Genomic DNA, 14,548 nt, shown 5'->3' with positions numbered 1-14,548 from the left:
AGTCAATAATTGCAAGCATCCCAGAAAGCTGCCGAGAATCTTAGGTACCGTACAATGGCTGTCAGCAGCAGCGGCGCTTATTATTTGCTGTATAATTCTCAGCAGGATTCTTAAAGGGGGGGGAAACGTGACAAGATTACTAGACCATCCCATCCTGGGAAAACTACCAGAACGTAAAGCCATTTCATTTCAATTTGACGGAAAAAACTATGAAGCATATGAAAATGAAACAATTGCCGCCGCACTTCTGGCAAATGGTGTTATAACGCTGCGGCTACATGAGGAAAGTGGAAAACCCCGTGGAATTTACTGCAACATTGGCCATTGCATGGAATGCCGTGTAACGGTAAATGGGCAGCCAAATGTAAGGGCATGTCTAACAATAGTTCAACAGGGCATGGTGGTTGAAAGCGGTAAGCAGCTTCCTAACGCTATTAAGAGGATGGAAGAAGGATAATGAGTGATGTAATTGTAATTGGAGCAGGGCCTGCTGGATTGGCAGGGGCCATTGCTTGTGCGGAATTTGGCTTGAAAGTAACTGTCCTTGATGAATTTTTTAGGCCTGGAGGCAGGCTGCTCGGCCAGCTTTATGAAGAGCCATCCGGCAACTGGTGGAATGGAATTAAAGAAGCGGAGCGTCTGCAACAGAAGACGAAAGATTTAGCGATTGATGTACGGTGTGGAGTCTCGGTTTTCAATTTAGAAAAAGATGAGCTTCTCTGGAATGTCCATACAAATGCGGGATCGATGAAAGCATCTTATGTCCTTGTCGCAACCGGGTCTGCAGAATATCCCATCCCAGTACCCGGATGGACTCTGCCTGGGGTTATGTCAATCGGGGCAGCACAAGTAATGACGAATGTCCATCGTGTTCAAGTTGGTAAAAAAGGAATCATTATTGGAGCAAATATTTTGGCTTTTGCCATTTTAACCGAATTACAGTTGGCCGGAATCCAAGTGGACAGGATCGTTCTCCCGGAAAAAAGTCCAATCAGCCAAGAGGCGGGCGAACCGGAGGAAGTACTTAAATCACTTTTAAGTGCAGCACACCTTGCTCCTTCGTTACTGCTTCGTTTTGGAAGCGTTTTTATGAAAAACGGCTTGCTCAGAAAAATTGCGCTGAACTTCTATCCGAAAGGCGGTATGAAAATAAGCGGTACTCCTTTACAACTGCGAAAAGCTGCTATGGAAATAGTTGGGAAGAAACAGGTGGAAGGGGTGCGCGTGGTTGATATTACCCCTAATGGTGCGACTGTTCCCGGTTCCGATAAGATTTATGAAGCAGATTTCGTTTGTATTGCTGGAGGCTTATATCCACTGACAGAAATCACTGCAGTTGCCGGATGCCCATTCCAATTTGTTCCGGAACTAGGCGGACATATTCCAGTTCATTCGGAATGGATGGAGACCCCTCTGCAGGGCCTTTTCGTAGCTGGAAATATTACAGGGATTGAGGGCGGAAAAATTGCCATGGCCCAGGGAACGGTTGCCGGCTTGGCCATTGTAAAAAGATCCGGAAAAGAAGCGGGTTCTATCGATCGTCTGCTTCAAAAATCCGTCGATTACGTTCGCGATGTAAGACAGCATGCACCTATACAATTCAACCCCGGAGTAGACGAGGGCCGACAAACGATGAAGGAATTATGGGTGAGCAAGTATGGGAAAGAAGGCAAAGTGATCTCCTAGATAATTAACGTTAACGGGGGAAGAACAATGAACGACAAGGATCTTCTAGTTTGCAGATGTGAAGAAATATCCGATGAAGAGATACGGGAAGCAATAAGGCAAGGAGCACGCACCATCACCGGCATCAAACGGAGAACTCGTGCGGGTATGGGGTTATGCCAAGGGAGAACCTGTCAGAGGCTTGTTGCTCGTATTCTTGCTGAAGAAACAGGAATGAAGCCGGAAGATATTGACCCGGGAACAGACAGACCGCCGGTAAAACCAGTTTCGTTTGGTGTGCTGGGTGGTGTTGCCAATGACTAGGAGTGCAGATGTCGTAATCATCGGCGGAGGAGCTATTGGAACAGCTGTTACTTATTATTTAGCCAAGAGAAACCTGAAAGTTATCATGGTTGAAAAAGGGGATATTGCCCAAGGAACTTCAAGCAAGTGTGATGGCAATGTTCTGATCCATGATAAACTTCCCGGTTATGATGCCAGTCTTGCCAAGCTAAGCCAGGATATGTTTCCGGGTCTTACAAAGGAAATTGATTATGATATGCACTGGACCAGAAAAGGAAGTTTGTTGCTTATTGAGAGCCAACAAGAGATGGAAGTTGCCAAAGAGTTCTGTAGAAAGCAGCAAGAACAGGGTCTGCCTGTAAGAATTATGGATCAATACGAAGTTCATGAGGATGAGCCGAAGCTTGCCAAGGATATTATCGGAGGATTGGAGACTCAATGCGACGGATCACTTGATCCCATGGCTTTAGCCTATGGATTAACCCATGGAGCCCAAAAACTGGGTGCTGAAATATTAACCTATACCTCAGTGACGGGTATTGGACTGAATTCTGACGGCAGTGTTGGCAAGGTAATCACCGATAAGGGAGAAATATTGACTAAGAATGTAGTTAATGCTGCCGGGATATGGGCTCCGGAAATTGGCGCAATGGTTAATCTAAAAATTCCAATCAAACCTAGACAAGGTCAGATCCTTGTAGCAGAAAGAACATTTCCTGTAGCCAGACGTAAGGTTGTTGAGTTTGGCTATCTCATGGCTAAATTTGAAGGAGATAATTATCAAAGAAGTGTTCCGCCTGAGATGGTTGAATACGGTATTGCCTTTGTATTTGAACCGACTCATGCTAATAACTTTTTGATAGGCAGCAGCCGCCGCTTTGTGGGCATGGATATCACTTGTCATAATGGGGTGTTGAAAGCATTAGCTCAGCGTGCTGTCCGATTTTTTCCTGTGATGAAGGATATTAATGTTATCCGGTCCTATGCCGGTTTAAGACCGTATACTCCTGATCATATGCCGATTGTCTCAGATAGCGAGGTTCCTGGTTTTTATGTAGCAGCGGGTCATGAAGGGGATGGAATTGGGTTATCGCTCATCACTGGAAAGCTTATGACACAAATAATTTGCGGTGAACAGACCGAAATTACGATAGACCCACTCAGGTTAAGTCGTTTTGCTGATGAAAACGTGTCTGCTTAATAATTGTCATACCGCGAGGAGTATGAGCAAAGGAGGCTTGTTATGAATAACGGGTATTGGAATAAAGCCCTTAGAGTCAACCTTACAACTGAAAAGATTACGGTTGATTATGTTGATGATGAAGCTTTTAAGAATTTCATCGGTGGAGCTGGTATTGCAGCCAAGGTATTGCTGGAAGAAACTGCAGGAAAAATCAATCCGTTGGGTGAGGAAAACAAACTAGTTTTTGCCTGTGGACCTTTTCAAGGCCCGACTATACCAGGTGGGGCAAAATGGACGTTGGCAGCAAAATCACCGTTAACAGGCACTTGGGGAGAGTCGGGAGCGGGTGCAGATTTCGGACCCGGCCTTAAAGATGCCGGTTATGATTTTTTGGTGATAGAAGGAAAGGCCCAAAAACCTGTTTATTTAAAAATCGTTGATGATAGTGTAGAAATTTGTGACGCTGCGGGAATCTGGGGACTTGATTCCTATCAAACCTTCGATGAAATTCAGAAGAGAGAAAACAACAATAAACTTAGTATCGCAACAATCGGTCCTGCAGGGGAAAAGATGGTAACCCTGGCGTGTGTTGTAGTTGATAAACATAGTTTTGCCGGAAGGACAGGAATTGGTGCGGTATTTGGATCTAAAAACCTCAAAGCTGTAGCAGTTCAAGGAACAAAAAGTGTGCCTTTGCACAACCCGGAAGAATTGAAAAAGCTTTCAGTAAAGTATAGTAAGCTAATTCATAGCGCGGGAAAAGAGAATGGATTCAGGGAGCACGGCACTCCGGGTATGTGTACTCCTGTGGAAGCAGTCGGAGATATGCCGATTAAAAATTGGTCAGGAGATGTCTGGACTGAGGGGGCTGCCAAAATTGGTGCTCCTAATTATACTAACGTATTAAATGCCAAACCGCTCCCCTGTAAATATTGCCCATTGGGTTGCCACAGGCATATAAAAATTACTGAACCCACGGAATATGCTCAGGAGGGGATAGGACCTGAATATGAAACTCTGGGCATGTTGGGAAGTAATTGTTTAATTGATGATCCTAAAGCTATTGCTATGGGTAATGACATCTGCAATAGACTGGGGATTGACACGATATCTGCGGGGGCCTGTATTTCGTTTTCCATGGAATGTTTTGAAAAGGGATGGCTCAATATACAACAAACTGATGGCCTGGAATTAAAATGGGGCGATGCCGAAGTCATGATGGAATTATTAAAGCAAATTGGCAACAAGGAGGGTTTTGGAGCTATTTTTGCTGAGGGTGCTTTAAGAGCTGCTTCGAAGATTCACCCGGACTCAGTTGAAAGAGTAGCCCATGTCAAAGGCTTGGATTTGGCAGCCCATGATGCCCGTGCCAACTTTAGTCTTGCCATAAATTATGCAACAAGTACACGCGGGGCATGTCATATGCGCGGAATGCCAGAAGATGTAGAAATGGGTGGGTTTTTCATTCCGGAACTTGGAATAACTGAAGATACAACAGAGTTCTTTAAGGATGAAAATAAAACCATGCTGGCGGTGAAATTACAGGATTTTGCAACGTTGCTTAATTCTCTTGTACTATGTGACTTTATGATTGACGGAGCTGAAATGCCTTTTCAGGCATCCTTAGATATTTTTAATGCTGTAACAGGCTGGGATTACACTATAGAAGACTATATGAAGGCCGGCACGAGGATCTTCACGGCCCAGCGCTTAATTAATTTAAGAGATGGTTTTGATGCCAAATCAGATACTCTGCCAAAAGTTATGTTCGAGCCTGCTAAAGAAGGATTCAGAGCAGGTAAGGTGCCAAACCTGGAAGTTTATCTTAAAGAATACTATGAAATGCGTGGTTGGGATGAAAATGGCTATGTCTCAAAAGCTGTTTTAGATGAATTGGGGTTGGCAAACTTCAAATTAGAAAAGGAGGCAATCTAACATGTCAAAAATTCGAGGGGCTTTTATCGTACTCATTACACCAATGACTGAGGCACAAGAAATTGACTGGTCAGGCTTAAAAAACAATGTAAACTACTTTATTAACCAAGGTGTTGCCGGGATTGTAATCAATGGAAGCACGGGGGAATTCGTAAGTTTATCAAAGGAAGAAAGATTCCAAATGGTTGAGGTCGTAATGAAAGAAGTAAACGGCAGGATCCCTGTTATCGTAGGAACGGCTGCGGAAACAACAAAAGAAGCCATTGAATACACCAAACAGGCAAAAGCTAATGGTGCAGACTGTGCATTAGTCATTAATCCATACTACAGTAAACCAAAGGATAATGAAGTCTATTTCCACTTCAAGCAAATTTCAGATGCCGTCGATATTCCGATTATGTTATACAATAATCCGTTTACATCTGGAGTTAACATGAGCACTGAATTAATGCTGGAAATCGGAAGAGATTGTAAAAATGTTAAATTTATTAAAGAATCAAGTGGGGAAATAGGTAAAGCCAGAGACTTGGCCAGAAACGCCAAGGGTGCTTTTGAAGTTTTTTGCGGATCAGAAGAATTAGTCATGGAATCGTATTTTGTCGGGGCAACAGGATGGATTTGTGTTGCTGGGAATGTCGTGCCAAAACTTGTGACAGATATGTTCAATTATTTCCAAAATGGTGAGATCGAAAAAGCTTGGGCAATTAACGATCAAATTTTACCCCTTTGCAAATTCCTTGAAGGATCCGGAAAATATGTCCAGGCAATTAAACGTTCAATGGATCTTCTTGGCCAAGCCGGAGGACCGGCCCGTCACCCCCGCTTAGGGTTAACACCTGAAGAAGATAAGATCCTGAAAGATATTTTATCAAATCTAAATCTTCCTATACATGTGTAACAATTAAGAGTTATATTGATTAATGAAATTATTATAACAAGCCACTGAAAAACAGTGGCTTGTTATAGTACTAGGAGAGGCCCTGGTAGTTTGGCTTAATATTTAACACGAGGCAAAGTAAGGATGTAATTTGCGATGATTAAAGTAAAAATACAATTATATGCGTGGTTGGAAAAGTTTACTCCGGCTGGAGAAAAAATTTTTGAAATAGAACTGCAACTAAACAGCACAGTATTAGATTTGATCGCGAAACTTAATCTGCCTGCAGAGAAGGTTACTTTAATTATCATAAATGGAACTCAGCAAAAGAAAAAGGCAATTTTAAGAGATGGTGATGAAGTAAAACTCTTTCCATTAATTGCAGGTGGTTGATTTAGCTTCGGTCAAAAACGTATTAAATGAAAAAAACATCAGCGAGGTACTTAAGATGGAACCAGTTGTTCTGGATAATATTTACTTTGAAGCAGATTTACAAAGCCTTGTGAATGAGCTGCACGTTAATAGTTTTTATTTCAACGAGTTTAAACGACTAGTTGAACAGGCTTCCGCTATCGCTAGACCCAAGGCAGTATATAAAAAGACAGTTCTGGAATCAAGTGGGGACAATTATGTGGTGGTTGAAGGGGCTAAATTAAATAGTCGAGTTGTTAAGGTTAATTTGAAAGGGATTAGTGAATTCTTTCCAGCTATTGTTACATGTGGTAAGGAACTATCGGAATGGGCTAATTCGTTTGATGATATGCTAATAAACTTTTGGGCAAACGCCTTGGCTGAAAAAGCCATGCGTTTGGCAAAAGAGGCATTGGAGGTTCACTTAAAAGAAAAATATCAAATAGAGGCCATTGCCCAAATGAACCCAGGTTCCGTTATAGACTGGAATATTCAGGAACAGCGGAAGTTGTTTGAAATTATTGGGGATGTCAAAGAACTAATTGGTGCTGAGCTGACAGATAGTTCTTTAATAATACCGATGAAATCAATTTCCGGTATTTGGTTTCCCAACGATACGTACGAGAATTGTATATTATGTTCAAGGGAATGTCCCAATAGAAAGGCAGTTTATGATCCAAAAATGTATGAAAGCATGTACAAATAACCTACTTAAAAACTCTTCAATAGCGAAGGGACTAGGTCAAGAACCTAGTCCCTTTCTCTACTTATACTATTCCTAAATTTACCTTGTCGAAGTGAATCAAGACTATTTTAGAAGTAGGCTGTTCTTTTCTCGTAGTGACGTAAGATCATTGGCTTTAATCATGGCTTTGGAAAGGGTATAGAAAGTGTCTTTGATGAAAATAATCCGTTCTATGGCCTTAGAGCTGTTCAGATAATACTGACCGGATTTTAAGATGTCCTCTTCCTTAAGATGGGTTATTTTGCCTCTTAAGGTGAAGCCGTTGACTAGATCAAAATGATAAACGTAGGCACCCTGATAGGTAAATTGCCCATAGTCGGGGAAGCCGTTTCTTGAAGTGTTGCCACCTGGATTGGCAACTTCCATAAGGGTAACGGGGAAGGATAGAATCCCTCTTTCCTTATCAAATAGCAAGGCCTTGTGGTTGCGAAGCACTTCGGAATCCGTTCCGCGGTCGCCGATAGTCGTCTTAAACTTCTCGACAGGATGAGCAACATCCGTTACATCAAAGACTGCAAGCTTAAGCCCTTGGTAAAAGGCCGTCGATCCCCCTGGTTCACCAGGAAGGATGCCTTGACCAGTGTTTTGGCTTAGTTCAATGGTTTCTTTGCCGAAGCCAATAATATGATTCTCATCATAAGGGTGGAGATAATCACTGTATCCCGGGATTTTCAAAGCACCCAAAATTGTCGGAGCCGCCGGGTCTTTAAGGTCCAGGACAAAGAAGGGGTCGACATTTTTAAAGGTTACCAAGTAGCCGCGATCTCCAATAAATCGGACGGAATAGATCTTCTCGCCGGGCGCAATATCCTCGATCTTACCTGTCAGTTGGAGGTTTTCATCAAGGACATAGACATTATTTTTAGAGGTAAGCTCATCCGTTCGCCAAATCTGACCGGTAGTAGTAGCAATCCTTAAGTAGTCCTTATCTTCATCCATCGCAAATTGGTTAAGAATGGTACCAGGTACTTCGCCTTTAGCTTTATAGGTGGTTTCGCCTTGAGCCAGTCCGAATTTATAGAGAGCCGTTGTTATTTTAAAGGAACTCGGTATTATTTTTTTAGGCGCTATAGTTGGGGAGGAATTAGAAGAGTTACTAGACGCCGACTGGGCTTTTGCTGAGGATTCAGGTGAAGGCAGATCGGGGTTAGGTTGATGAACCTGCTGGTATTGGGTTACTGCCACATAGAGATTGGAGGCAGAAGCATAGATAGCCTGACCTGAACCCAGATAAGCTGCAACCTGCATTTCCTTATCCCTTTGATCCAGATCAAGAGCAGCTATCAGCAAATAATTGGCTTCGATTGATTGTGGGAAGTAACGGATGTCTTTATAGTCTATGGTTTTATAATCCCCTTTGCCGGCAGTATCACAATAACTAGGGAGTGGTGGTTCTGCACCTTGTTCCATAATCCGATAAGTGTCCAAATATTTGTTGGCGATTATATAAAGGTTCGAACCGATTTTACGGGAAGAAACATAGTCCCCGTCCAGTTCGACTTCACGCAACTGCTTCAGATTGGTTTTATCAGCTAGGTCATAGATGATTGCTTTGGAGGCAAATCTAGCCCAGACAGGGGGATATATTTGTACTTGAGAAACATCCTGAGCTTGAGGTTGAACCTTTGGAGTATCAGGATTGGAGGTTTCCGAATAAGAAGTATTGCCTATTACGACTAAATAATGATCATCCACATAGAGCTCCTGGGGTGAAAATTCTCCCTCGTTAAAGACTATACGGCTGATTACTTTCATCTGATCTGCAGGATAAGCCTGAGTAACAATCAGCTCCTGATTGTTTACTTGATAGATGTATTGACCATCGTTTTTAATAATATCGGCTTCATCCACACCCTCCACTTGAAGATTTGTGGTTGAATGATCAGAACTTCCCGCCATGTCATAATTGGATGAAGGGGGTGCTGATGCTTCTGCTGTTTGAACGGATTTATTGACAGCCCCCAACATCACGTCAGTAGCGTAGAGTCTCCCTTGTCCCATTAATGCTCTGGAACTCTGCGACTCCTTTAAGAGACTGCGCAGATTTTCGGCAGTTTCGACTGTGGGTAGACTTTGTTCCTGGGTTACCGTTACCTCTTCGTTAGTTGCTTTACCTAGCTTAGGCAAAGTGACAAGGACAAACACCGTGAGCAAAACAACTAAAAACCAAGCTTTCTTCATTCTATTACCTCCTCAACATACCAATTGCAACTCCAATGAAAAGACTATTTAAGCCACTCCATTTAATAGACGCAGTTGTGGAAGTAAAACTGACGCGGAGTGCAATTGGGCATATTTTTTTAGGGGAAGTCGATTACCACCAAGCGGTGAACATACTAATAATTTGTGATATACTATGGGATGTTATAAAGCTTAATGGAGGTTATTATGAATCAAGGACAGGAACAATTTTTAAGTTTTATTCTAGAAAGAGTAAAAGAAGACAAGGTTGAGGAAGCAAAAGTATTACTCGTTGAAAACTTTAAGAAGCTGACAGAAGGGAATTTTACACAGGATGATATCGTGCAGTTTCTTCCTAAAATGATAGCTTTGCTAAAGCCAGAAAAGTTGGAGGAAGTACAAACCGTTGTAATGCAGTTTGCTGAAAATTTCAGTCATTTACTGCCTAACAGCAAACTTGGATAATTCCCAAAGCCTGATGCACAATTCTTCTATGGCGGTGCTCTTAATGCTATATGTTTGAACTAAGGTATAAGTCATAAAATTCGAGGTGGAAAAGCATGAATTGGAACTATGAAAATGGACGAATTTACAGTACCGATGAAAAAGGAGAATTGATGTGTGAGACTACTTTTGTTCGTAAAGAAAATGGAGAGGTGAATATAGATCATACCTATGTTAATCCCATTTTGAGAGGTCAGGGGGTAGCTGGGGAGATGATGGCAGTAGTAGCTGAGTACTTTAGAAAAGCAGGGTTTAAAGCTACAGCTACCTGTTCATATGCTAATATTTGGCTTAAGCGACATGAGAAACAGTATTCGGATATCCTTTCCGAGGATGCTCGTGATCAAGCCGTGGCATGCAGGATTGATGGAAGGCATTAGTTTTCCGATTGAAACATAAGTTAAAACCTGTAACAACGAAAACTACCTTGACGAGGTAGTTTTTCGTTGTTTTAACCATGGGGTTCCATGGTGTTCTAAGCTAATGGTGTAACCTATATAGGTTAGTGTCCTACTAGGAAAGGTACTATACGTCAAGTTTTTCGATTTTTGTAATAATTGGTTGCCCTTCATTCTGAGGAATAAAAGTGATCTTTACTTGATCATTCTTTTGAAGAGCATAGGTGTGGAAATTAGCTTTAACCGAGTCACTTAGTTTAAAGGCCTTAGCAGATAGTTCTTCGGGAACACCGCTAATGAGTATCTCGATTGAATTATTGTCTATTTGTCCAACATATCGACCTGTATCATTTTTAGTTTGGGTTGGATTTTTCGGGGTAGATGGTGGTTGAGGATTTTGTGAAGATCGATTAAGAATTGTTAATTCTTCGATTACTTTTTGACCAGCCTCGTTCAGCTTGTAATTTAGCTTAACTGTATCTCCAGAGTTAAGTTTGAAAGTATCAAAGGTCGCTTTTAAGGATTCACTCAGCCTATATACTTCTGGTGTTATTTCCTCTGGTACGTTAGAACTATTAACCTCGATGGAATTAGCATCAATTTGTCCGTTGTAACGCCCCGTTTCAGTTTTGATATTTGTTTGGTTAGAATTTGAAATTGGTTGTTGGTCATTTATAACTGTAGGAGTCTGGTTGTTATTGTCTGAAGTGGATGAACCGTTATTACAACCGGTAGTTACAAGTAGAATCACTAGCACCCAAACAAGTTTTAAACAGAATTTCATACTTTCACCCTTTCTTTAATTGGCTTGTTCCTGCCTAGAATATGCTCTTAAACTAATAGACGGTTCTAGATAACTTATTTCTGACGGCGTAATTATATATTTTTACTTATTTTTAGAAGGATTACCTTGAATGTGAAACTCGGAACCGTATGGCGGACAGCTCCTTTTATTAATGTAACTAAGGAGTATTAACCTCTTTAACTGAAATTGTTAAAAAAAATACTAGTAGAATAAAATCAACTTTTTATTCGTATTAAAACTCTTAGGTATAGAAGTGAGGTGATGGGGTGGACCAGGAAATTATTGAAATGGTAAAACGTGCCAAGGTCGGTGGTAAAGAAATGTTAATTAAGCTAATCGTGAGAGAGAAAACAGGATTATTATCGATTGGCCTACGTTTATATGAAAAATCATGATGATGCCTTGGATATTACCGAAGACATGATTCTGAAGGTTTATGAAAACATTAAGAAGTTGAAAGATGAACATGCCTTTTACAGTTGGAGTAAAACCATCTTAGTAAATTGCTGTTAGAATCATTTGCGAAAAAATAGCAAGGTTCTGTCACTCAATAATCTTCGTGAGGGTTCCTATGAAGAATCCTTTGGAGCCAGGGAAGATCAAATTATTCTGGAAAGTCATTTGTTGGGGCTCAATCAAAAATATCAAGAGGTTCTAAAACTGCGCTATTATCTAGATATGGATTATGAATCCATTGCTACAGTTTTAAAAATTCCTTTGGGAACCCTTTGCAACAGTTAAATGAACTTGATAAAGGACAGACTATCGGGAAAACCCATACCTTTAGCAACGGAGTATCACTTACTCTAGACTATGTTATGCTGGATGAAAATCAGCTTTTGCTGTTTTACACTATCGATGATCCAACCGGTCATGTTAACGATCACAATATTACCCCATTTATGTCTGTTAAGGCTTTTTGGGGAGATTATAGTCATCAGAATTCTCAAGGTGAGATTAGCAAGGATAATACTAAGATTAAGAATATATCAAGCTTTAAACCACCATTACCTTTCGAAAGGAATCTAAGTTTAACTGATTGCTGATGGAAATGAAGTTACTCAGCAAGGATGGGGAATAAGTACAGATCTTAAGGGGATTAAGTTTCATAGTGATTTCGATGCCTTACCCTTAGATTTAAAGCAGTTACAAATTGAGGTTGTAAGTTTTGCCGCCGATCATGATGTAAATGATAGATTTAGCCTAGATATTACTCAAAAAAATCAGATTTTGAAAATCCTTGATCAAAGAGTAGAGGTCCATGAAATTTCACAGACCCAAGATGAAACATTTATTACTATAAGTAGTGAAGAAAGCTTAGTCCTAACGAAGTTATATCTAATGATAGATGGTGTGAAAGTACCCCTTGAAGAAACGACTAATGATCATTATGATAAGTTAATGGATGGAAGTATTATTCACACAAGAACACTCCGTTTTTTAGGGGTTGGAGAAGATCTTGCACTGGATATTCAGAGAATGACTTATGCTAGAGATTACCATAAGATTATTAATGTTATACCCTCTTAACCTCTAGAAACCTATGAGATGTAGAGCAACGGCCAACATGCTCTCACTTACTCCTGTGATTCAGTGAGGAAAATCAAATGTGCTAGGAGTTCTGTCTATTATGAATATAAATGAACTGAGAAAAATCCCGCTTTTAAGAACTTTAAGCAATGAACAAGTGGAAATTCTTCAGAATAGTGCTCATGAAAGAAATTATAAGAAAAATAAGCGTATCTTTGAACCCAATGGCAAGGATAATTTCATCATGATTGTACTAGAAGGTAAGGTGCGCATTTACCTCGCCTATCCAGATGGAAAAGAATTTACAATCGCCTTTTTGGAACAAGGTGATATTTATAGTAGTCATTCAAAGACTTTTGCTGAAGCGAGAGAGGCCACTAAGATTTTGGCTATAAATGCTGAGGCTTTTCATCTTTTTATGCTTAATAACCCTACCATACTCATTAGTATGGTTAAGGCCTTAGGAGATAGTTTGGGGAATACACTTCGTATCATTGAGAATCTGGCGTTCCTTGATATCGATAAACGTCTTGCTCGGTTTTTACTGGATGCATCCAAAGATAAAGGGGTTGTTGAACAAGAAGGAATGTTTATAGATCTAGGTTTATCCGTGGAAGATATTGCCCTAGCCGTTGGGAGTTCTCGACAAACCACTTCGATGCTCTTGAATCGATGGGAAAAAGATGGGATTATAAGACGAAATCGCAAAACAATGTTCTTACTAGACATGCTTAAATTGCATGAATTGGGAGGAAGAACAGAATAATTTACATGTCGAAAGAGTAAGAAAACTGTCAGATATTTGATGGTTTTTTTATTTATGATGTCTTAAGATATTGTCAGAGAAGAGAAACTTTTTAGATAAGGAGGGTCTTAAGATGCCAAGACAAGTATTAATAACTGATCTTACAATAGATACTGGGGTGCAGGAATTATTAGTGAAAGCGGAACAGGAGAAAATTGAGACTGCTTTTCAAAGGGCGAAGGAACAAGAACCTCATTGTAAATTTGGATTAACGGGTGTATGCTGTCGCCGTTGTCTTCAGGGACCCTGCCGAGTAACTTTTAATGGGAATAAAGGGATAAAGCGTGGTGTTTGCGGGGCTACGGCAGACCAGATTGTGGCTCGTAATTTACTGTCGCTGATTGTGGAAGGCACAACTCCGCACGTAGAACATGCTCGGGAAGTACTACACACCCTTTTGGAGGCTGCTGAAGGTAAAGCTGCTTATGAAATTAAGGGTAAAGAAAAACTTATCAGTATTGGCAAGAAACTGGGATTGACAGTTGATGGGGTAGAAATAAATGAATTAGCCAAAGAAGTTGCTTTAATTGCCTTACAAGATTTTCAGCAGCAATCCGGTGTATCCCATTGGCTAAGGCTTCGGGCCCAAGATAAATCCATTAAAACCTGGGAAAAGTTGAATATATTGCCCTCCAATGCGCATTTAGAAATAGCCAATGCTATCAATAAAACAGCTATGGGCTGTGAGAGTGATCCGGTTAGCCTTTTGCTGGGAATCATGAAAATGGGATTAGTTGAAGGATATGATGGATTGCATCTATCCACCGATCTCCAGGATATTCTGTTTGGTACACCACGGCTTGTTAAAACCCAATACCGAATGGGTGTTATTAAAGAGGATTATGTCAATATTGCCGTTCACGGACATATTCCAATGGTCTCAGAAAAAGTGCTGGAGTGGAGCCGTAAATTAAATAATGAGGCCAAAGCACTAGGAGCTCAAGGAATTAACATTGTAGGCATTTGTTGCAGTGCCAATGAACTTTTGATGCGTCAAGGGGTTTCTGTAGCGACAAACTATTCGAGTCAGGAATTGGCGATTATTACAGGAGCCTTAGAAGCAATGGTCGTAGATGCTCAATGTATTATGCCAGGTCTAGCTCAAGTGGCGGAATGCTATCATACAGAACTTATTTCCACATTGCCGAATATTAAGTTGGAAGGAGCAAGCCATGTGGATTGGACACCGGCAGAGGCAGATAGGAT

18 protein-coding genes and 1 pseudogene are annotated in these 14,548 nt (G+C 40.9%); 17 read left to right on the top strand and 2 right to left on the bottom strand.

Annotated features, from left to right (window positions below; genetic code table 11):
• Positions 1-127 precede the first annotated feature (127 nt).
• From HGJ98_RS11425 to HGJ98_RS11390, 8 genes are all read left to right on the top strand, one after another.
• Positions 128-457 carry a (2Fe-2S)-binding protein gene (locus tag HGJ98_RS11425; protein ID WP_291351479.1) on the top strand — a complete coding sequence of 110 codons (330 nt, stop codon included), beginning with the start codon at positions 128-130 and terminating at the stop codon, positions 455-457.
• Entirely contained in the window at positions 457-1,686 is a 1,230-nt protein-coding gene (locus tag HGJ98_RS11420) for an FAD-dependent oxidoreductase (protein WP_291351477.1), read from the top strand. Before HGJ98_RS11425 ends, HGJ98_RS11420 begins: the two co-directional genes overlap by 1 nt.
• A gap of 27 nt (positions 1,687-1,713) precedes the next feature.
• The gene (locus HGJ98_RS11415) at positions 1,714-1,989 is read left to right on the top strand and encodes a (2Fe-2S)-binding protein (RefSeq protein WP_291351475.1); all 276 of its coding nucleotides are present in this window, start codon (positions 1,714-1,716) and stop codon (positions 1,987-1,989) included.
• Positions 1,982-3,169 carry an FAD-binding oxidoreductase gene (locus HGJ98_RS11410; RefSeq protein WP_291351473.1) on the top strand — a complete coding sequence of 396 codons (1,188 nt, stop codon included), beginning with the start codon at positions 1,982-1,984 and terminating at the stop codon, positions 3,167-3,169. The genes HGJ98_RS11415 and HGJ98_RS11410 overlap by 8 nt, the downstream gene beginning before the upstream one ends.
• 42 nt (positions 3,170-3,211) lie before the next feature.
• Positions 3,212-5,086, top strand: a complete 1,875-nt coding sequence (locus HGJ98_RS11405) for an aldehyde ferredoxin oxidoreductase family protein (RefSeq protein WP_291351471.1) — start codon at positions 3,212-3,214, stop codon at positions 5,084-5,086.
• A gap of 1 nt (position 5,087) precedes the next feature.
• The gene (dapA, locus tag HGJ98_RS11400; protein WP_291351469.1) at positions 5,088-5,984 is read left to right on the top strand and encodes a 4-hydroxy-tetrahydrodipicolinate synthase; all 897 of its coding nucleotides are present in this window, start codon (positions 5,088-5,090) and stop codon (positions 5,982-5,984) included.
• 135 nt (positions 5,985-6,119) lie between these two features.
• On the top strand, positions 6,120-6,356 hold the full coding sequence (locus HGJ98_RS11395; protein WP_291351467.1) for a MoaD/ThiS family protein: 237 nt from the start codon (positions 6,120-6,122) through the stop codon (positions 6,354-6,356).
• Complete coding sequence (locus HGJ98_RS11390; protein ID WP_291351510.1) at positions 6,349-7,080, top strand: vitamin B12 dependent-methionine synthase activation domain-containing protein; 732 nt, start codon at positions 6,349-6,351, stop codon at positions 7,078-7,080. The genes HGJ98_RS11395 and HGJ98_RS11390 overlap by 8 nt, the downstream gene beginning before the upstream one ends.
• Positions 7,081-7,182: 102 nt before the next feature.
• Here the strand turns inward: HGJ98_RS11390 and HGJ98_RS11385 are convergent, their stop codons facing one another.
• The gene (locus HGJ98_RS11385) at positions 7,183-9,300 is read right to left on the bottom strand and encodes a beta-propeller domain-containing protein (protein WP_291351466.1); all 2,118 of its coding nucleotides are present in this window, start codon (positions 9,298-9,300) and stop codon (positions 7,183-7,185) included.
• A gap of 207 nt (positions 9,301-9,507) precedes the next feature.
• On the opposite strand from HGJ98_RS11385, the gene HGJ98_RS11380 reads away from it, so the two are divergent.
• Both HGJ98_RS11380 and HGJ98_RS11375 read left to right on the top strand, forming a co-directional pair.
• Positions 9,508-9,765, top strand: a complete 258-nt coding sequence (locus HGJ98_RS11380; protein WP_291351464.1) for a hypothetical protein — start codon at positions 9,508-9,510, stop codon at positions 9,763-9,765.
• Positions 9,766-9,860: 95 nt separating this feature from the next.
• Positions 9,861-10,184, top strand: a complete 324-nt coding sequence (locus HGJ98_RS11375; protein ID WP_291351462.1) for a GNAT family N-acetyltransferase — start codon at positions 9,861-9,863, stop codon at positions 10,182-10,184.
• 145 nt (positions 10,185-10,329) lie between these two features.
• Here the strand turns inward: HGJ98_RS11375 and HGJ98_RS11370 are convergent, their stop codons facing one another.
• A complete protein-coding gene (locus HGJ98_RS11370; RefSeq protein ID WP_291351460.1) occupies positions 10,330-10,986 on the bottom strand; it encodes a hypothetical protein in 657 nt (218 codons plus the stop codon).
• A 287-nt stretch (positions 10,987-11,273) separates the two neighbouring features.
• Between HGJ98_RS11370 and HGJ98_RS11365 the strand changes: the two genes are divergently transcribed.
• The 7 genes and pseudogenes from HGJ98_RS11365 to HGJ98_RS11335 all read left to right on the top strand — a co-directional run.
• Entirely contained in the window at positions 11,274-11,402 is a 129-nt protein-coding gene (locus tag HGJ98_RS11365) for a hypothetical protein (RefSeq protein WP_291351459.1), read from the top strand.
• Positions 11,389-11,520: a sigma factor gene (locus HGJ98_RS11360; protein ID WP_291351457.1), complete on the top strand. Its 132-nt coding sequence runs from the start codon at positions 11,389-11,391 to the stop codon at positions 11,518-11,520. Before HGJ98_RS11365 ends, HGJ98_RS11360 begins: the two co-directional genes overlap by 14 nt.
• Positions 11,521-11,526: 6 nt before the next feature.
• Positions 11,527-11,748, top strand: coding sequence for a sigma factor-like helix-turn-helix DNA-binding protein (locus tag HGJ98_RS11355; protein WP_291351455.1), 222 nt, complete (start codon positions 11,527-11,529; stop codon positions 11,746-11,748).
• Positions 11,736-12,053, top strand: a complete 318-nt coding sequence (locus HGJ98_RS11350) for a DUF4179 domain-containing protein (protein WP_291351453.1) — start codon at positions 11,736-11,738, stop codon at positions 12,051-12,053. Before HGJ98_RS11355 ends, HGJ98_RS11350 begins: the two co-directional genes overlap by 13 nt.
• A 295-nt stretch (positions 12,054-12,348) precedes the next feature.
• On the top strand, positions 12,349-12,537 hold the full coding sequence (locus HGJ98_RS11345) for a hypothetical protein (RefSeq protein ID WP_291351452.1): 189 nt from the start codon (positions 12,349-12,351) through the stop codon (positions 12,535-12,537).
• Positions 12,538-12,637: 100 nt separating this feature from the next.
• Positions 12,638-13,303, top strand: coding sequence for a Crp/Fnr family transcriptional regulator (locus HGJ98_RS11340; protein ID WP_291351450.1), 666 nt, complete (start codon positions 12,638-12,640; stop codon positions 13,301-13,303).
• 112 nt (positions 13,304-13,415) lie between these two features.
• Positions 13,416-14,548: pseudogene (locus tag HGJ98_RS11335) on the top strand (carbon monoxide dehydrogenase); the annotation flags it as partial.

It is taken from the genome of Desulfosporosinus sp. (genome assembly GCF_014237355.1).
GTDB lineage: Bacteria > Bacillota > Desulfitobacteriia > Desulfitobacteriales > Desulfitobacteriaceae > Desulfosporosinus.
Note: the sequence above shows the minus strand (reverse complement) of the source record. Positions and strands in the feature narration are given on the sequence as shown.